This is a genomic window from Burkholderia sp. 4NA327C6 (assembly GCF_005502655.1).
GTDB lineage: Bacteria > Pseudomonadota > Gammaproteobacteria > Burkholderiales > Burkholderiaceae > Burkholderia > Burkholderia contaminans.
Genome location: NZ_SCNZ01000021.1, coordinates 109,088 through 127,353, shown reverse-complemented (window position 1 = coordinate 127,353; position 18,266 = coordinate 109,088). Strand labels below are relative to the sequence as shown.

At 66.0% G+C, this 18,266-nt stretch carries 14 protein-coding genes and 1 tRNA gene; 5 read left to right on the top strand and 10 right to left on the bottom strand.

What is annotated here, in order from left to right:
• Positions 1-35: 35 nt before the first annotated feature.
• Entirely contained in the window at positions 36-1,082 is a 1,047-nt protein-coding gene (locus FFS49_RS21885) for an AraC family transcriptional regulator (RefSeq protein WP_105818848.1), read from the bottom strand.
• Positions 1,083-1,140: 58 nt separating this feature from the next.
• On the opposite strand from FFS49_RS21885, the gene FFS49_RS21880 reads away from it, so the two are divergent.
• A complete protein-coding gene (locus tag FFS49_RS21880; protein WP_105818849.1) occupies positions 1,141-2,196 on the top strand; it encodes an aldehyde reductase in 1,056 nt (351 codons plus the stop codon).
• Between the two features lie 247 nt (positions 2,197-2,443).
• Here FFS49_RS21880 and FFS49_RS21875 read toward each other — a convergent pair.
• From FFS49_RS21875 to fdnG, 7 genes are all read right to left on the bottom strand, one after another.
• Positions 2,444-2,539 (bottom strand) — tRNA-Sec (locus FFS49_RS21875).
• 32 nt (positions 2,540-2,571) lie between these two features.
• On the bottom strand, positions 2,572-4,497 hold the full coding sequence (gene selB, locus FFS49_RS21870) for a selenocysteine-specific translation elongation factor (protein WP_105818850.1): 1,926 nt from the start codon (positions 4,495-4,497) through the stop codon (positions 2,572-2,574).
• The gene (gene selA, locus FFS49_RS21865) at positions 4,494-5,933 is read right to left on the bottom strand and encodes an L-seryl-tRNA(Sec) selenium transferase (protein WP_105818851.1); all 1,440 of its coding nucleotides are present in this window, start codon (positions 5,931-5,933) and stop codon (positions 4,494-4,496) included. The genes selB and selA overlap by 4 nt, the downstream gene beginning before the upstream one ends.
• Before the next feature lie 73 nt (positions 5,934-6,006).
• A complete protein-coding gene (fdhE, locus tag FFS49_RS21860; protein WP_171026812.1) occupies positions 6,007-6,942 on the bottom strand; it encodes a formate dehydrogenase accessory protein FdhE in 936 nt (311 codons plus the stop codon).
• Between the two features lie 107 nt (positions 6,943-7,049).
• Positions 7,050-7,676 (bottom strand): formate dehydrogenase subunit gamma, encoded by a 627-nt coding sequence (locus FFS49_RS21855; RefSeq protein ID WP_039370262.1) that lies wholly within the window; start codon positions 7,674-7,676, stop codon positions 7,050-7,052.
• Entirely contained in the window at positions 7,673-8,587 is a 915-nt protein-coding gene (fdxH, locus tag FFS49_RS21850) for a formate dehydrogenase subunit beta (RefSeq protein WP_039370264.1), read from the bottom strand. Before fdxH ends, FFS49_RS21855 begins: the two co-directional genes overlap by 4 nt.
• Before the next feature lie 10 nt (positions 8,588-8,597).
• A complete protein-coding gene (fdnG, locus tag FFS49_RS21845) occupies positions 8,598-11,669 on the bottom strand; it encodes a formate dehydrogenase-N subunit alpha (RefSeq protein WP_083417626.1) in 3,072 nt (1,023 codons plus the stop codon).
• 142 nt (positions 11,670-11,811) lie between these two features.
• Here fdnG and FFS49_RS21840 point away from each other — a divergent pair, with 142 nt between their 5' ends.
• The 3 genes from FFS49_RS21840 to FFS49_RS21830 all read left to right on the top strand — a co-directional run bounded on the left by FFS49_RS21840 (position 11,812) and on the right by FFS49_RS21830 (position 15,197).
• The gene (locus FFS49_RS21840; RefSeq protein WP_071333651.1) at positions 11,812-12,756 is read left to right on the top strand and encodes a YihY/virulence factor BrkB family protein; all 945 of its coding nucleotides are present in this window, start codon (positions 11,812-11,814) and stop codon (positions 12,754-12,756) included.
• Positions 12,757-13,173: 417 nt separating this feature from the next.
• On the top strand, positions 13,174-14,331 hold the full coding sequence (locus FFS49_RS21835) for a porin (protein ID WP_105818853.1): 1,158 nt from the start codon (positions 13,174-13,176) through the stop codon (positions 14,329-14,331).
• 392 nt (positions 14,332-14,723) lie between these two features.
• Positions 14,724-15,197: a VOC family protein gene (locus tag FFS49_RS21830; protein WP_105818854.1), complete on the top strand. Its 474-nt coding sequence runs from the start codon at positions 14,724-14,726 to the stop codon at positions 15,195-15,197.
• A 149-nt stretch (positions 15,198-15,346) separates the two neighbouring features.
• Here the strand turns inward: FFS49_RS21830 and FFS49_RS21825 are convergent, their stop codons facing one another.
• Positions 15,347-16,138 carry an AadA family aminoglycoside 3''-O-nucleotidyltransferase gene (locus FFS49_RS21825; RefSeq protein WP_105818976.1) on the bottom strand — a complete coding sequence of 264 codons (792 nt, stop codon included), beginning with the start codon at positions 16,136-16,138 and terminating at the stop codon, positions 15,347-15,349.
• A 277-nt stretch (positions 16,139-16,415) separates the two neighbouring features.
• Positions 16,416-16,865: an HU family DNA-binding protein gene (locus FFS49_RS21820; RefSeq protein ID WP_011355701.1), complete on the bottom strand. Its 450-nt coding sequence runs from the start codon at positions 16,863-16,865 to the stop codon at positions 16,416-16,418.
• A 257-nt stretch (positions 16,866-17,122) separates the two neighbouring features.
• Between FFS49_RS21820 and FFS49_RS21810 the strand changes: the two genes are divergently transcribed.
• Positions 17,123-18,241 carry an acyltransferase gene (locus FFS49_RS21810; RefSeq protein WP_039370278.1) on the top strand — a complete coding sequence of 373 codons (1,119 nt, stop codon included), beginning with the start codon at positions 17,123-17,125 and terminating at the stop codon, positions 18,239-18,241.
• The last annotated feature ends 25 nt before the right edge of the window (positions 18,242-18,266 follow it).

The window sequence follows — 18,266 nt, the reverse complement described above, 5'->3', positions numbered from 1 at the left end:
TGCCCGCGATCCGATCCGCGGGTCGCTCGCGCATTTCACCGAGGTTCCGATGGAAGCGACTGCAGCGTCGAACCGGTAGCCTCGACGTCCGCGCGAACGCGGCCCCGCTCTCCGCCCACGCCTTCAGAAGCAGTCCGTACGATATGACGATACGCCTTCGGCGAATGCCCGGACATGCGCTTGAACGCATGACTGAATGCGCTTTCGGACGAGTAGCCGAGCGACTGCGCAAGCACCGCGACCGGCATGTTCTCGTCGCGCAAACGGCGCTCGGCAAGACGCATGCGCCACTCGCCAAGATAGGCCAGCGGCGCGACACCGGCGCTCGCCCTGAAGTGAGAAGCGAACGTGGTCCGCGACATCGCACACGCGGCGGCAAGCTCGTCCAGATGCCATGAACGCGCGGGATCGCCGTGCATCAGTCGCAATGCGGGGGCGATGCGCGGGTTGCCGAACGCGCGCAGCCATCCCGTCAAGGACGCGGACGTTTTCAGATGTGCGCGCAGTATCTGAATGAACAGCAGTTGGGAAAGCTGGGCCGATACGAGTTGCGCGCCAGGCAGGTCGGCTGCACGCTCTTCCACGAGTTGCTCGAGAAGCCAGCGGACCTTCACGGCCTGCGGCGAGACGGCCGGCACGTGAATCCATGGCGGCAGAACGTCCGACAGCAAGCTGCCCGTGACCGGATCGAGCAGTACGTGTCCGCCGATCTGCGCGAAATCGTCGCCATCGCCCAGTTTCACTGCCGACTTTCCGGCGCCCGAGAACAACGCCATCGCGTCGACGGGCGGAACGCAAGGGTCGCTTGCGAGGACGAAAGACCGCTTTGCCGTCAGCAACCCGACGTCACCGCGCCCAAAGCGGATGGGCGTTTCTTCTCCGTCGATGGAAACCCAGCACGCGCCCTTTACCACCGCAAAGAACTTGATCTTGTCCGGTGCCGGAAATCGAACGGCCCAAGCGCCGCCGGCGGAGAAGCCTCCCGTCGCCAGCGATTCGGCGTTCGTGAGTCTCAGGATGTCGGAGAAGGGGTCGTCACTCATCATCGTACTGTCGCGCAAGTAAATCGCACTATAGAGCATTAACAAGCCGCGAGCCGGGTCTTAACCTCCCGGTTCTTCGTCCTCGACAATCAACGACATGAACAGCAATACCAGCCTCAAATCGGTTCTCGTAACCGGCGGCACCGGCTTCATTGCACAACACTGCATCCTGGCGCTGCTGAATCGAGGCTATCAGGTGCGAACCACCGTTCGCTCGCTCACGCGCGAGACGCAGGTCCGCGCCCAGCTCGAACGAGGCGGCGCAGAACCCGGAGATCGTCTGTCATTCGTCGCGGCGGATCTCCTCGCTGGCGACGGCTGGCAACAGGCAACCGCCGGCTGCGCCTACGTCGTGCATAGCGCGTCGCCCACGCCCACCGGCACGCAGACGCGTGAGGACGATTGGGTCAAGCCCGCCGTAGCAGGCACGCTGCGCGTGCTGCGTGCGGCGCGGGACGCCGGTGTAAAACGCGTCGTGCTGACCTCTGCTTTCGGTGCGATCTGCGCCGGACACGGGCCAATGAGCCGCCCCTTCGACGAGACCGACTGGAGCAACCTGACGGCCGCCGACGTCTGGCCTTATCAGAAGTCGAAGACGTTGTCGGAACGCGCGGCGTGGGATTTCGTCGCGCGAGAAGGACGCGGCATGCAACTGTCCGCGATCAATCCGGTGACGGTTCTCGGGCCCGTGCTCGGCGACGACTATTCGCACTCCATCCGCCTGATCCGGGGCATGCTGGACGGCCAGCCGGGCAATCCGCGAATCAATTCCGGTTTCGTCGACGTGCGCGATGTCGCCGACCTGCACGTGCGCGCCATGACCCACGAAGCCGCGAACGGCGAGCGCTTCATTGCCATCGCCGGCGAAAGCATGTGGCTCGCCGAAGTCGCGCAACTGCTCAAAGCGCGCATGGGGGATGCCGCGCGCCGTGTGTCCACCCGGGTGCTACCCGATTGGCTGGTACGCATCGGCGCACTCAGGGATCCCGCGCTGCGAGGATCGCTGCCGCTGCTCGGCCGCAATCTGAACGCTACCAGCCAGAAGGCCATCCGCTCGCTCGGCTGGTCGCCCCGTCCACGCGAGGACGCCATTGTCGCCACGGCCGAAAGCCTCGTGCGCCTCGGGCTACTGCGTGATGCCAGCCGGCGATAGCATCCGCACGGCTGCCTGCCGCTGCCATCTTGTTTCGGCCTAAAAATAGGGGAGCCTGCGCGCCGAAAGCTCGTGTCTCCGGTTTTGTTCCTGTCTTCCACGGAGGCTCCATGCCTGACACCACCACTGCCCGTCGGTGCGGAACACGAGTGGAAGCCGCAAGCACACCGCTACCCAAAGATCACTTCGAAATCATCGATCTGCGGGGCGTTGACGGAAGTCGCCGGAATGCGCGGGAAGCCATGACTGGCGGAAGGCAGCAGGAGTCGAACCTACCCGGGAGTGTCTGACACCCCCAACTGGATTTGAAGTCCAGCCGTACCACCGGATACGAATGCCTTCCGTGGGAAAAAGAAACCGAAGAACAACGAGCGCCTACGCCTGAATACCCGCCCAACCGCTGTCAGGCCGCAGGTAGTGAAGATCGCGGTGGAAGCGAGTATACCCAACCCGATCGAAGAACTCGAGAATCTGGATCGCGCGCTTGCGACCGAGCCCCGTCGCGTCGCGGAATGTCGCCGCATCGAGCCCGCCGCCGCGCGACGGCGCGAGATGCGCGACCAGCGCCGCCAGTTCGCGCGCGACGTCCGCATGATAGAACAGGTCGCGCACGACCTGGTGCACGTCACCGCGCCGCGCGAGCTTGCGCAGCAACGCGCGCACCGCGTCCTCGGCTGCGCCCGTGTCGCGGGCCAGGTCGCGCACCCACGGCGGATCGAAGCGCCCCGCATGCAGCAGCGGCAGCAGTTGCTGCGCCAGCACTTCCTCGCGCGGCTCCAGGCTCACCGAATGCGATGCCAGGTGCAGCCACGGCCCGCTTCGCGCGACTTCGCCGCCGGCCACCAGCGCATCGACGAGCGCGCGCCACAGCGCATCGCCGGCGAGCGGTGCAGCCATCCGCCGCAGGCGTGCGGCATCGAGCCCCTGCTCGTCGGGCATGCGCTCGTGATACGCGCGCAGCGTGTCGATCGCCCGCGTCTGCAGCGCACGCCAGTGCGCATGCGCAATCACCGCGCCTTCATTCGATGCGGCGTCGCGCTGCCCGATCGCCAGCGCATCGTCCGGCAACGTCAGCGCGTTCGGCGCGAAACCCGTCAGATGCGTGAGCATCGCGCGCGGGATGCCGAGCGGCGCCTGCGCAAGCAGCGCATCGAGACGTCCTTCGTCGAGCCACGCCGCGAGCGCATCGAGCCACGCGCGGCGCGCAGGCGTGCGGCGCTTGCGTGCCGGCCCGAACGGATCGAGCACGCGGCCGCCGCCGACCGTGCGCGTCGCCTGCGGATTGCGGACGATAAACCGGTCGCCCGGCAGCGCAAACACCGGCTCGTCGAATACCAGCTGCACGCGCATCCGCTGGCCGGCCGCGAGCGTATCGCCGTCGAGCAGCGCGACATGCGCGACGCGATGCAGCGTGCCGAGATGCACGTGCAGCGGCGCCCAGTGCGTCAGCGTGAGCCCCGCATCCTCGAGCAGCGTCAGTTCGACGTCCAGACGCGGCGACGTCGCGACGAGCCGCGCATCGGCGACGGTATCGCCGCGTTCGACATCGGCCTTGTCGACCCCGGCCAGATTCAGCGCGCAACGCTCGCCCGCGCGGCCGGCCTCGACCGGCCGGTTCTGCGCATGGATACTGCGCACGCGGGCCGCGCCGCCCGTACGCACGATCGCGAGCGTGTCGCCGGTCGCGACGCGGCCCGCGAACGCGGTGCCCGTCACGACGGTGCCCTGCCCCGCGAGCGTAAACACGCGATCGACCGCGAGCCGGAACAGCCCGTCGTCGCGCCGGGCGCGCCACGCGATCGCCGCATCCGCCAGGTAACGTTTCAACGCGGCGACGCCCGGATCGTCCGCGGCCGTCGCACACGTTTCGAAGATCGGCACGCCGGCGAGCGTCGAGTCGTTCAGCCACGTGGCGATCTCGTCTCGCACGTCGGCCACCTGCGCAGGGTCGACGCGATCGCATTTCGTCAGCGCGACGGCGCCATGCGTGACGCCCAGCAGCTGCAGGATCGCGAGATGCTCGCGCGTCTGCGGCATCACGCCGTCGTCGGCTGCAATCACGAGCAGCGCGAAGTCGATCCCGCATGCGCCGGCCGCCATCGTATGAATCAGCTTCTCGTGGCCCGGCACGTCGATCAGGCCGAGCACGTCGCCGTTGTCGAGCGGCGTATACGCGTAACCGAGCTCGATCGAGATGCCGCGCGCCTTCTCTTCCTTCAGGCGATCGGTGTCGACGCCCGTCAGCGCGCGCACCAGCGTCGTCTTGCCGTGGTCGATGTGTCCGGCGGTACCGACGATCATGCAGCAGGCCCCGCGAGCGGCACGCATTGCGCGACGAACACCGCTTCGTCGGCGGCTTCGAGGCAGCGCAGGTCGAGCCGCAGCGCATTGTCGGCCACGCGCCCGATCACCGGGCGCGGCCATTCGCGCAGCCGTTTCTCGAGTTGCGCCAGCGCACGACCGCCACGCTTGCCGTCCGCCGTGCGCACGACGAGCCCGGCGCTCGGCAACTGGTCGATCGGCAACGCGCCGCTGCCGATCTGGCTGAACATCGGCTCGACCGTCACGTCGAAACCGCTGCCGAGCGCGGCCTGCAGCGCCGGACGCACGCGTTCGGCAGCCTCGGCGATCTCGCGCTGCGGGCGCGTCAGCAGCCGCAGCGTCGTGAGCCGGTCACGCAGGAACTCGGGCGACTGGTAGAGGCGCAACACGGGCTCGAGCGCCGCGAGCGTCAGCTTGCCGACGCGCAGCGCGCGCTTGAGCGGATGCTTCTTGATCTTCGCGATCAGCGCGCGATCGCCGACGATCAGGCCGGCCTGCGGGCCGCCGAGCAGTTTGTCGCCGCTGAACGTGACAACGTTTGCGCCGGCAGCAACGGTTTCCTGCACGGTCGTCTCGTGCGGCAAACCCCATTGCGACAGGTCGGCGAGCGTGCCGCTGCCGAGATCGACGGCCACCGGCAGCCCGTGCTCGCGTGCGAGCGGCGCGAGTTCGGCGAGCGTCGCCTCCTTCGTGAAGCCGCTGATCGCGTAGTTGCTGCAGTGAACCTTCATCAGCAGCGCGGTGCGCGGGCCGATGGCGTCCGCGTAGTCGCGCAGATGGGTGCGGTTGGTGGTGCCGACTTCGCGCAGCCTGGCGCCCGCGCGGCTCATGATGTCGGGGATGCGGAATGCGCCGCCGATCTCGACCAGCTCGCCGCGCGACACGACGACTTCCCGCTTCGTTGCCAGCGCCGACAGCGCCAGCAGCACGGCCGCCGCATTGTTGTTGACGACGGTCGCGGCCTCCGCGCCCGTCAGTTCGCACAACAGATCGTCGATCAGGTCGTCGCGATCGCCGCGGCGGCCCGTGGCGAGGTCGAATTCGAGGTTGACCGGCCGCGTCAGCACGTCGACCACCGCGCGCACCGCGTCGTCGGGCAACAGCGCGCGCCCGAGGTTCGTGTGCAGCACGGTGCCGGTCAGGTTGAACACGGCGCGCACCGCGCCCGCGCTCTGCGCGGCCAGCGCATGCGCGACGGCCGCGGCGATGCGCGGCTCGTCGAGCGGCTCGGCCGCAGCCGGATCGTGCTGCGCGGCGGTACGCCAGCGCTCGAGCTCGGCACGCACGGCGTTCAGCACGCGCGTGCGGCCATAGTCGGCGAGCAGCGGTTGCAGCGGCGCCGACGACAGCACGCGCTCGACAGACGGTACGCGCGCCAGCACGGCATTCAATTCATTCAAACCGGGTTCGGTCACGTCGTGGTGGCTCCAGTCTCATGCTTCGCAGCGGGCCGGCGCCGGTGCTCGCGCACCGCGCCGGCCCGTGCCGTCAATTGGCGTCCCGCGAGACATCCGGCCACAGCAGCGGATTCGGTGAGCTGCGCTGGTAGCCGGCTTCGTTCATCAGCAGGTCGAGCGTGAGACTCGCGAGATCGTCCGCCAGCGGTTCGAACTCGTAGTCCTTGTCCTGATAGCCGATCTTGCGATAGGTCTTGCACTCGTCGCACGATTCGGCCTTGACGGCTTCGCTGCCGCCCTCGATCCCGTGATACGCGATGCCTTTCGTCGAATCGCAGTGCGAGCACTTCGTGCGCACCATGTGCCACTCGGTCGTGCACAGCCCGCATTGCAGGAAACGGTAGCCCTGGTACTGGCCGCCCACCCGCACGACGCTCGCGACCGGATGCGTGCCGCACACGGGGCACAGGCCCGGCTGGTCGAGATACGGGACGTCGGCCGGCGGAATGCGGCTGGCGAGGTCCGTCCAGACGACCTGCAGCGCGGCCATCAGGAACGGCGCGGTAGCCGGATCGACTTCGGCGAAACGCAGTGCGAGGATCGCGTCGGCTTGCGCGTCGAGTTCGGCGGGCGCCATCAGGCGCAGCCGGTCGAGCAGCTTCGCGAGCTGCGGGTTGACGAGCCCGGCGCCTTCGACGCGGTCGAGCAGTTCGTACAGCACGGCGCGCCAGCGCGCATCGCGCTCGCCGTCGAGCGCCGGCACGAGCGGCATCGAATGCTCCTGCGCACGCGCGATCGCTTCGTTCGACGGCAGCGGCAGTTCGAGCGTTTGCAGCGTCGCGTGCTGCGCATCGGCGACGGTGGCCATCAGCCGCAGGTAGCCGCTGATCGGGTTCAGGTCGGCCAGCTTGCGCAGCCGCGCGGCGCGCGCCGAGAACGCGGTGGCGCGCTCCGGCAGGCGAAAGCGCGGGATGGCCGAATGATCGAGTGTCGAAATCTCGGTCGGTTCGAGAATGCGTTGTGTCACAGATATGTCTTCCAAATAAACAAGCGCCGACGAGTCGGCGCTTCAGGCGGTTCCGACGGCTGACGGAGCAGCCCGCCGCGATCGGCGAGCCGCCCCGCTCCGGTGCGTTATTTCACGCTTTCACGGAACCACTTCGGGTGATGCTTGCGAGCCCAGCCCAGCGTGACGGTGCCGCGCACCATCGCGCCGATCGAGCCCTTCACCCACAACGCCGCGTAAATGTGCACGATGATGCTCGCGATCAGCACGAAGGCCGCCACGGCATGCACGACAGCGGCCGCGCGGATCACCCCGATCGGGAAGTAGAACGAGAAGTAGCGCCGCCAGATCACGACTCCCGACAGCAGGAGCAGCAGCAGGCACGCGACCAGCGTAAAGAATAGCAGCTTCTGCCCGGCGTTATAGCGCCCGACAGGCGGCAGCTTGTCTTCCTGGTTGGTCAGCACGTCGCCGATCTGCTTGAGCCACTGGCGATCGTCCGCGTCGAGCGCGTTGTGATGCCAGAAGCGCACCACCAGGATCGCGAACGACACGAACATCACGAGGCCGACGAACGGATGCAGGATCCGCGTCCACTGGCCGCCGCCGAACAGCGCGGTCAGCCAGAACATCGACGGATGAAACAGCGCGAGCCCGGACAACGCGAGCAGCACGAACGTGATCGCGGTGATCCAGTGGTTCGTGCGCTCGTTCGCCGAGTAGCGGACGATCAGGTTGGGGTCGTCGTGTTTCATTTCGCGTCCTCCTTGATGCGTCGCGCCTCGTCTTGCGCGGCCTTTTCCTCTTCGTCGCTCACCTCGTTCGGACCGACCCGGACATAGTGGAAGAACCCGGCGAGCGCCGTCAGCGCGATGCCGGCCACCGCGAGCGGCTTCGCGATGCCCTTCCACAGCTTCACCATCGGGCTGATCGACGGGTTGTCGGGCAGCCCGTGGTACAGCGACGGCTTGTCCGCGTGGTGCAGCACGTACATCACGTGCGTGCCGCCGACGCCCTGCGGGTCGTACAGCCCCGCATGCTCGAAGCCGCGCTCCTTCAGGTCCTCGATCCGCTCGGCCGCGTGCTGCTTCATGTCCTCCTTGGTGCCGAACACGATCGCGCCCGTCGGGCAGGTCTTCACGCAGGCCGGTTCCTGGCCGACCGCGACGCGGTCGGAACAGAGCGTGCACTTGTACGCGCGATGATCCTTCTTCGAGATCCGCGGAACGTTGAACGGGCAGCCGGTCACGCAATAGCCGCAACCGATGCAGTTCTCCTCGTGGAAATCGACGATCCCGTTGTTGTACTGCACGATCGCGCCCGGGGACGGACACGCCTTCAGGCAGCCCGGATCCTCGCAGTGCATGCAGCCGTCCTTGCGGATCAGCCACTCGAGGTCACCGGCCGGGTTCTCGTATTCGGAGAACCGCATGACCGTCCACGAATGCTCGCTCAGGTCGGCCGGGTTGTCGTACACGCCGACGTTGGTGCCGACCTCGTCACGCAGGTCGTTCCACTCCATGCATGCCGTCTGGCATGCCTTGCAGCCGATGCACTTCGATACGTCGATCAGCTTGGCGACACTCCCGGTCACCGGTTCGCGCACCGTGGGCGGTGGCGTCGTGGTGGCCGAGACGCGCTTGATATCCAGCGATTGCAATGCCATCTCTTTCCCCTTACGCCTTTTCGACCTTCACCAGGAACGACTTGAATTCCGGTGTATAGGAGTTGCCGTCACCCACGGACGGAGTCAGGGTATTGGCGAGATAGCCGGGCTTCGTCAGACCCTTGAAGCCCCAGTGCAACGGCACGCCGACCGTCTGGACCTTCTTGCCGTCGACCGTCAGCGGCTTGATCCGCTTCGTGACGAGGGCGACCGCGATGATGTAGCCGCGCTTGGACGACACCTTCACGCGCTCGCCATGCGCGACGCCGACTTCCTTCGCGAGGTCTTCGCCGATCTCGACGAATTGCTCGGGCTGGATGATCGAGTTCAGCCGCGCATGCTTGGTCCAGTAGTGGAAGTGCTCGGTCAGCCGGTACGTCGTCGCCACGTGCGGGAAATCCGCCACCTTGCCGAACGACGCGCGGTCGTCCGGGAACACGCGGGCAGCCGGGTTGTTCAGCGCCTGCGGGTTGTTCGGGTGCAGCGGGTTCGCGTCGAGCGGCGTCTCGAACGGCTCGTAGTGCTCGGGGAACGGACCTTCGTTCATCCCCGCCCGGGCGAAGAAGCGCGCGACGCCTTCCGGGTTCATGATGAACGGCCCCATCCCGTTTTCCGGCGATTCGTCCGCCTTGAAGTCGGGAATGTCGGCCCCCTTCCACGCGCTGCCGTTCCAGCCGATCAGCTTGCGGGTCGGGTCGAACGGCTTGCCGGCGACGTCGCACGACGCGCGGTTGTACAGGATCCGCCGGTTCGCCGGCCACGCCCACGCCCAGTTCAGCGTCTGGCCGATGCCGGTCGGGTCGGAGTTGTCGCGCCGCCCCATCTGGTTGCCGGCCTGCGTCCAGGCACCACAGAAGATCCAGCAGCCGCTCGCGGTCGTGCCGTCGTCCTTCAACTGCGCGAACGCGGCCAGCTGCTCGCCCTTCTTCACGAGCGTCTTGGCCGGATCCTTCGGATCGGGCAGATCGGCGAGCGCCTTTCCGTTGAACTCCATCGCGAGCTCTTCGGGCGTCGGGCTTTCCGGGTTCGCGTACGGCCAGGTCAGGTTGACGATCGGATCCGGGTACTTGCCGCCTTCCGTCTGGTACATCTTGCGCATGCGCAGGAACAGCCCCGACATGATCTCGAGGTCGCTCTTCGCCTCGCCCGGCGGCTCCGCGCCCTTCCAGTGCCATTGCAGCACGCGGCTCGAACTCACGAGCGAACCGTTTTCCTCCGCGAAGCACGTGGTCGGCAGACGGAACACCTCGGTCTGGATCTTCGACGAATCGACGTCGTTGTAGTCGCCGTGATGCTTCCAGAACTCGGAGGTTTCGGTCGCGAGCGGATCCATGATCACGAGCCACTTCAGCTTCGCGAGGCCGGCTGCCGTCTTCACCTTCGACGGCGACGCCGCAAGCGGGTTGAAGCCCTGGCAGATGTAGCCGTTCATCTTGCCGGCATTCATCAGCTCGATCACCTGCAGCAGGTCGTACTGCTTGTCCAGCTTCGGCAGGTAGTCGTAGCCCCAGTTGTTCTCGGCGGTCGCCGCGTCGCCCCACCAGGACTTCATGAAGCTCACGTGGAAGGCCTTGTAGTTCTTCCAGTAGCTCAACTGGTTCGGCCGCAGCGGCAGTTGCACACGCTTCTTGATGTAGCCGTCGAAATCCTGCTCGGCCTGCATCGGCAGCGTCATGTAGCCCGGCAGCAGGTTCGACATCAGCCCGAGGTCGGTCAACCCCTGGATGTTCGAGTGCCCGCGCAGCGCGTTCATCCCGCCGCCGGCGATGCCGATGTTGCCGAGCAGCAGCTGCACCATCGCGCCGGTGCGGATGATCTGCGCGCCGATCGAGTGGTGCGTCCAGCCGAGCGCGTACAGCACCGTGCCGGCGCGGCCGGGAACGGCCGTGGTCGCGAGCATCTCGCACACCTTCAGGAATTTCTCCTTCGGCGTGCCGCACGTCTGCTGGACCATGTCCGGCGTATAGCGCGCGTAGTGCTGCTTCAGCAGGTTGTACACGCAACGCGGATGCTGCAGCGTCGGGTCGACCTTCACGAAGCCGTCGTCGCCGCGCTCGTAGTCCCAGCTCGACTTGTCCGGGTACGCGTGTTTCTCCGCGTCATAGCCGGAATAGATGCCGTCGTTGAACGCGAAATCCTCGCGCACGATGAACGAGAAGTCCGTGTAGTTCTTCACGTACTCATGCTGGATCTTGTCGTTCGTCAGCAGATAGTTGATGACGCCGCCCAGGAAGACGATGTCGGTGCCGGTGCGGATCGGCGCGTAGTAGTCGGCCACCGAGGCCGTACGCGTAAAGCGCGGGTCGACGACGATCAGCCGCGCCTTGCGGTGCGCCTTCGCCTCCGTTACCCACTTGAAACCGCACGGATGGGCTTCGGCTGCATTGCCGCCCATCACGAGAATCACGTCCGCGTTCTTGATGTCGACCCAATGGTTCGTCATCGCTCCACGGCCAAACGTCGGGGCAAGACCTGCCACCGTCGGGCCATGTCAGACACGCGCCTGATTGTCGAATGCGAGCATCCCGAGACTGCGGATGGTCTTGTGCGTCAGGTAGCCGACTTCGTTGCTGCCCGCCGACGCGGCCAGCATGCCGGTGGTCAGCCATCGGTTGACCTTCGCACCGTCTTCCGCCGTCTCGACGAAGTTCGCGTCGCGATCGGCCTTCATCAGCTTCGCGATGCGGTCGAGCGCGTCATTCCACGAAATCGGTTCCCACTTGTCCGAGCCGGGCGCACGATACTCGGGGTGCGTCAGGCGGTTCGGGCTGTGGATGAAGTCGATCAGGCTCGCGCCCTTCGGGCACAGCGTGCCGCGATTGACGGGATGGTCGGGATCGCCTTCGATGTGGATGATGCTCGGCTGGGCGTTTTTCGCGCCGTCTCCGAGGCTGTACATCAGGATGCCGCAACCTACTGAACAGTAAGGACAGGTGTTGCGCGTTTCGACTGTGCGCGCCAGCTTGTACTGTCGGACTTCGGCAAGCGCTTCGGATGGAGAGAAGCCCATCAGGGCTAGACTCGATCCGGCAAGCGACGTAGCCGTCACCTTCAGGAACTGGCGCCGGGACATTTGTAGCATGGCTGGTCTCGGCGTTATTGTGGGGGTGAGGAAACTGAAAGGAATTATAGACAGTTCGCGCAACTATGTTCGAATCCTCGGATCAATACTGAATTGTCTGATTACCAACGATGATCCGCGTTCCGCGCGCCACCGACCCGTCATGAAACGACAGATCACCTCCGAAGCCACCCGTCTCGCGCAAGAACAGGCCAACTGGGCCCTCACCGCGTTCAAGCGCTTCTCGTCCGACCGCTGCTCCGCGATGGCCGCGGGCATCGCCTTTTTCTCCGCGTTCTCGCTCGCGCCGATGCTCGTGATGGTGATCGCCGTGGCCGGCTGGTTCTACGGCGACGATGCCGCGCGCGGCCAGGTGTTCGAACAGGCCCACCAGCTGATCGGCGACGACGCGGCGGCCAGCATCCAGACGATCGTGCAGAACGCGCACCGCGCGGGCGAGCGCGGCGGCCTGGCAACCCTGATCTCGTTCGCCGCGCTCGCGATCGGCGCGTCGGCCACCTTCGCGTCGCTCAGCGCCGCGCTCAGCGTGATCTGGCCGGCCACCGAGAACCGCTGGTCGAGCATGCTCGGGCTCGTGCGCGTGCGGCTGATCTCGTTCGGGCTCGTGCTCGGCGTCGCGTTCCTGCTGATCGTGTCGCTCGTGCTCGACACCGCGATCACGTTCGTCGGCACCTGGCTGCTGGGCGATTCGCCGTATGTGATCGTCACGAACCTCGTGCAGTTCTTCGTCGGCATCGCCGTGCTCGCGGGCGCGTTCGCGTCGTTGATGAAGTTCCTGCCCGATGCGCGCGTCGCGTGGCGCGACGCCGCGATCGGCGGCATCGTGTCCGCGATCCTGTTCTCCGGCGGCAAGAAGCTGTTCGCGCTGTACCTCGCGCACGCGGGCACCGCGAGCGCGTTCGGCGCGGCCGGATCGTTCGCGGTCCTGCTGATGTGGCTGTACTTCTCCGCGATCGTGCTGCTGCTCGGCGCGGAATTCGCGGCAGCCCGCGGCAACGCGCATCGGCCGGCCGAGGATTCAGCGCCGGCCGCGTCCGCTCGCGTTGCTCAACCTGGCCGCGCCGATCATCGCCCGCGCGACGACTGATTTACCCGCCGTCTGCAACCGGGCGCGCATCGATCGCGCGCGCCCGGCATACCCACCCGCCCCTTTGCAACCCCTGTGTCCGCCGCGCATTCGTGCGGCGTCAACGCGCGCTTGATACGTCGGCGTGCACGCCACTGCAACCGCAAACGTTTGCACGCCCTCGTTTCCCTGCTGCAACAGGCTGAAACAGAGGATCTGCCGACACGCGCATCAACTATTGAAACAATCGCGGCGCAGCAATTGTCAACTATTTCAAAAACAGGAACAGTCGTTGATGTGCTTGATATATATAGACTTTTTCCCGCTGTTACCTTTTCGAGACACTTTATTTTTTAAGCTTTCTTGCGTGTATGGCACTGAGCTATTCTCCAATCCGCAACAAATAACGATGAATCACTTGCGTGGAGAAACTCAACGATGAAGAAACTTGCTCTCTCGACCCTCTCGCTCGCCCTGCTGGGCGCCGCTGGTGCTGCTCAGGCTCAGTCGAGCGTGACGCTCTACGGCGTGATCGACACGTCGATCGCCTACGTTCACGGCAACAACGGCCAGGGCAACAACATGTGGCAAATGCTGTCGGGCAACCTGCAAGGCAGCCGCTGGGGCCTGAAGGGTGCTGAAGACCTGGGCGGCGGCCTGAAAGCAATCTTCCAGATCGAAAACGGCTTCAACCCGGGCACGGGCAAGCTGAGCGCAGCCAACACGATCTTCAACCGCCAGGCTTACGTCGGCCTGGAAAGCAACCAGTACGGCACGCTGACGCTGGGCCGCCAGTACGACCCGCTGGTCGACCTGGTTCAGGCTGTCACGGCTGACAACTACTTCGGCAGCTTCTTCGCGACCCCGGGCGACGTCGACAACAACGACAACAGCCTGCGCGTCAGCAACGCGATCAAGTACGCATCGCCGGTCTGGGGCGGCTTCCAGTTCGAAGGCATGTACGGTCTGAGCGGCGTGGCTGGGAAGCCGGGCTCGGGTCAGACGTGGTCGGTCGGAGCCGCTTACAACAACGGCCCGATCGGCGTCGCCGCCGGCTATTTCTACGCGAACAACCCGACGCCGGCTTCGGGCCCGCGTACCGGCTGGACCTCGACGACGGCCGACAACATCATCGACGGCCCGATCAACTCGGGTTACGAGACGGCGAAGTCGATCGGCATCGCACAAGTCGCAGGCCAGTACGCAATCGGCCCGGTCACGCTCGGCCTCGGCTACAGCAACGCACAGTACAAGCCGGACGCATCGTCGGGCTTCGGTTCGACCGAGAAGTACAATACGGGCCGCGCGTTCGCGACGTATCAGGTCACGCCGCCGCTGCTGCTGGGTCTGGGCTACTCGTACACGAAGGCGAGCGGCGACACGGACGCGAAGTACCATCAGGTTTCGCTGGGCGCGGATTACTCGCTGTCGAAGCGCACGGACGTCTACCTGGTCGGCGCGTACCAGCACGCAAGCGGCACGCAACGCGTCGACGCGAATACGACGCAAGCTGCGCAAGCGTCGATCGGCTCGTACGGCTACGCCGGCACGAAGTCCCAGGAAATGGTCGCACTCGGCCTGCGTCACAAGTTCTAAAAACGAAGTATCCGGTGTGCACGGCGTCTCCGACGCCTTGCCGCCGACCTGGAAAGCCAGCCCCGGTTTCGGCCGCGGCTGGCTTTTTTTCGTCCGCCTCCGGCAAGCGAGGCCGACACCGCCTGCCGGGCCTCCGCGCCCAAGCCGGGACCCGACATAGGGTGAGTGGCCGGCAGCGGCGCCTGACGGCTGCAATGTGCCCGCAACACCGTTTCCGAGGTCCGCAGAGGTCGCGGTTTCCCTGTCGAGCGACTACCATCCGCACAGCCGGCGCTGCCCGGTCGAACCGACGCGGGATTCGTTTGCACCGCGTGTCGATTCCGGCACGCGTCGTCCGTCGTATCGATGGCGGCACAGGTTTGCCCCGCACCCATACAGACAGGAGACTCGTCATGACGATTCAGAAGATCACGCCTTTCCTCTGGTATTCGACCCAAGCAGAAGAAGCCGCGGCCTTGTATGCTGGCATCTTTCCGGATTCGCGCATCGTGCGCGTCACGGCGGTGCCCGGCACCGACGGCACGCGGATGGTCGAGTTCGAGCTGTTCGGACAGCCGTTCTTCGCGATGAGCCACCCGCGCACCGACACGTTCAACCATTCAATCTCGCTGCTGGTCAGCTGCGCCGACCAGGCGGAACTCGACCGCTACTGGAACGCCCTGCTCGACAACGGCGGCACGGCCGACGCCTGCGGCTGGCTGCGAGACCGCTACGGCGTGTCGTGGCAGATCGTTCCGGAAACGCTGATCCCGATGATGTCGGACCGGGACACGGTCAAGGCCACGCGCGTGGCCGCCGCGATGATGCAGATGATCAAGCTCGACGATGCCGCGCTGAAAGCCGCGTACGCGGGTACGGCGGGCTGACGAAGCACGTCGCACGGCGCATGCGCGATGACGCGCCGGGTCGCCGGCAGGCTTCCGGCTCGACCGCATGCGCGTGCGACTGCCACGCCAATGCCGATGATCTTCATCGGCGTCGCCCCCAAGGCCGGCCACGCGCGCGGCATCCGCCGCTACGTCGACAGCATCGATTCGGCCGTTCGACGCGCGTAGCCGATGAATGCCGCAAGGGGTTCGCCCGACAGGATCGCCGCGTCTTCCTCGCCGCCGAGATAGGCGGCGCGCGCCGCCGCTACAACCGGCCGGTACGTGTCCGGCAGACGCTCCAGCACCCATGCGGCAGCGACGTCCTTGGGCGCGATCCTGCCGGTCGCGGCGCTGTACCAGATGCGCGCGAGCGCGAGCACCACGTTGCACTCGTCGCCGCGCCAGTCCGGTTCGGCATTCCACTGCGCAACCGTCGCCCGCAGCGCGGCGACAAAATCCCGTGTCGGCACCGGCTCGAGCAGCGTAGCCGCCGGCAAGCCAGCCAGCACGACGCTGTGCTGCCGCACCTTCGTCAACAGGATCGCCAGATCGTGATCGACGAGCGCCGGTTCGACAATGCCGGCCTCGAGGTCGTGACGCAGCCACTCGCCGAACTGCAGTTCGCGACGCGCCGGATGACGCCACGGCACCACTTCATCGTGCGCAACGACGGTCGCTTCCAGTGCACGCATGCCGCCGGCGCGACCGGGCGGCGCCGACACGGCGAGCAGGTCGAGCATCAATGCGCGCCGCGTCGATGCGCCGGGCCGGGCCGACACCGTCACCAGCAGGTCGACATCGCTGCGCGGCTTCAGTCCGCCGTCGAGCGCCGATCCGAACAGGTGGATCGCCTTCAGCGTCGCGCCGAGATGCCGCGCGATCGTGTCGCACGCGGCAGCGACCTGGGCTGCGATTTCGTCGGGGATGGTTTCAGTCACGATGCACGCGCCTCGCGATGCGCACGCAATCGGCAGAGCGCGCGCGACGCGTAGCAGCGGATCTGCTGCAAGCGCGCGGAGGATTGACATTCGCATCGCGCGTGCGCGGCGCGTCTTCCGTCATGCGTCACGCGTCGAACCGGACCTTCCGCCATTTCGCCGCTTCTTTGCTTCACGATTTGCGCAGCGCAATAAAAATCCCCGTACGCTTTCGCGTACGGGGATCGTCGGACATCGCAGCGGTTGCCGACATGCATTCGGCAACCGCTGCGCGGCATTACGCCGCTGCGTCCTTCAGCTTCTTCAGCGCACGTGCCTTCACGCGCACGCTGGCCGGCTTCGCCGGGAACCAGCGCTCTTCGCCCGTGAACGGATCCTTGCCGAAGCGCTTCTTCTTCGCCGGCACGACTTGCGCCGTGATCTTCAGCAGACCCGGCAGCGTGAACTCGCCCGCGCCCTTCTTGTGGACCGAGCCCAGCACGACGTTCTCGAGTGCGACGAGCACTGCCTTGACCGCCTTCACTTCGACAGCTGCGCGCTCAGCGATGTGCGTTGCGAGCGATGCCTTCGTGAACTTGTCCTTCAGCGGCGTCGGAGCGGCCGGTGCCGCCTTCGCGACAACCTTCTTAGCCACTACTTTCTTCGCGGGCGCAGCCTTTTTGGCAGCCACTTTCTTGGTGGCGGGTGCGGCAGCCTTCTTGGCCACCTTTTTTGCGGAAGTCGCCATGTTTCTCCTACCAGGTGTGGTCGTTGGATACACGAAGCGTGCAACGCGCGCGCTTCAACGCCGGATTCTACAAGCGCCTTGACGCTTCGTGCAGTACTTTTATGCGTTTTCGCGGGGTTTCCCGCAGGTTTTTTTGCATGCGACCGATTTCATCGACGCTCCAGCATCAAAAAACCCCTTCACGTAGGCACCCGAATGCGAATTACGTTCGATATTTGCGCACCTATACTGGGCTCGCTCAATGCCCGGATGCCTCCATGCGCGAAGCCAGATACGTCAAAGGACTCGACGGCCTGCGAGCCCTCGCCGTCATCCTCGTTTTCCTGTCCCACAAGGGCCACGTCCTTGCCGTCGACGTCGGCAAGCTTGGCGTGTGGACGTTTTTCCTCATCAGCGGATTCCTGATCGTCGGCGAGCTGCATCGCAACCGCGAGGCGGTCGAGCGCGGCACCATGACGCGCCGCCACGCGCTCGCGCTGTTTCTCGCGAAGCGCGCACTGCGGATCTTTCCCGTCTATTACCTGCTGCTCGCCGCGCTCGCGATCGCGCATGCGCTGTTCTACCAGCGCGGCGTCAATCTCGGGCTCGCGTGGCACGCGGCGTTCCTGTCGAATTACTGGATCGGTGTCGTCAAGGACGGCTGGCCGGGCTCCACGTCGCACTTCTGGAGCCTCGCGGTTGAACAGCAGTTCTATCTGATCGCGCCGCTCGCGCTGCTCGCGGTGCCCGCCGCGCGACACGTCGCGCTCGGCATCGCTGCCATCGTACTGTGTGCGCTCGCGCATCTCGCGCTCTACCTGTGCGACGCGTCGCCGGTGCTGATCTACGCGTTTTCCCCGTGGAATTTCGCGCTGATCGCGCTCGGCGGCGTCGGCGCGATGGCGCTCGCCGATCGCGGTGCGGCCGCCGTGCGCCGCATTCCGCCCGGCTGGCTCGGCGCGGCCGGCGTCGTGTTCTTCCTCGTGCTGCCTGCATGCACGAGCTTGCCCGACACGATCGCGGGGCTCGCGGATCTCGGCCTGTCCGCGTCGCTCGGCGCGCTGCTGCTGTGGATCGTCAGCGAACCCGAGCATCCGGTCGTGGCGTTGCTCGACTGGGCGCCGCTCGCCTATCTCGGCACGATCAGCTACGGCTTCTACCTGTTCCACAACCTGATTCCGGCGCGATTCGGCGTACTGCCCGCGCACGTCGCGCACGTGGGCATACCTGAAATCGTCCGCGACACGCTGCCCGAACTGCTGCAGTTCGCGCTCGCCGTGCTGCTCGCGCACCTGTCCTGGCGCTATCTCGAAAAGCGGCTGCTCGATTTCAAGAAGCCGGTCGCCGCGATGCTGGCCCGGCATTTCGTCGCGCGGCCGAGCACGTCGGCACGTTGAGCGTTGCACGTTGAGCGGAGAAACG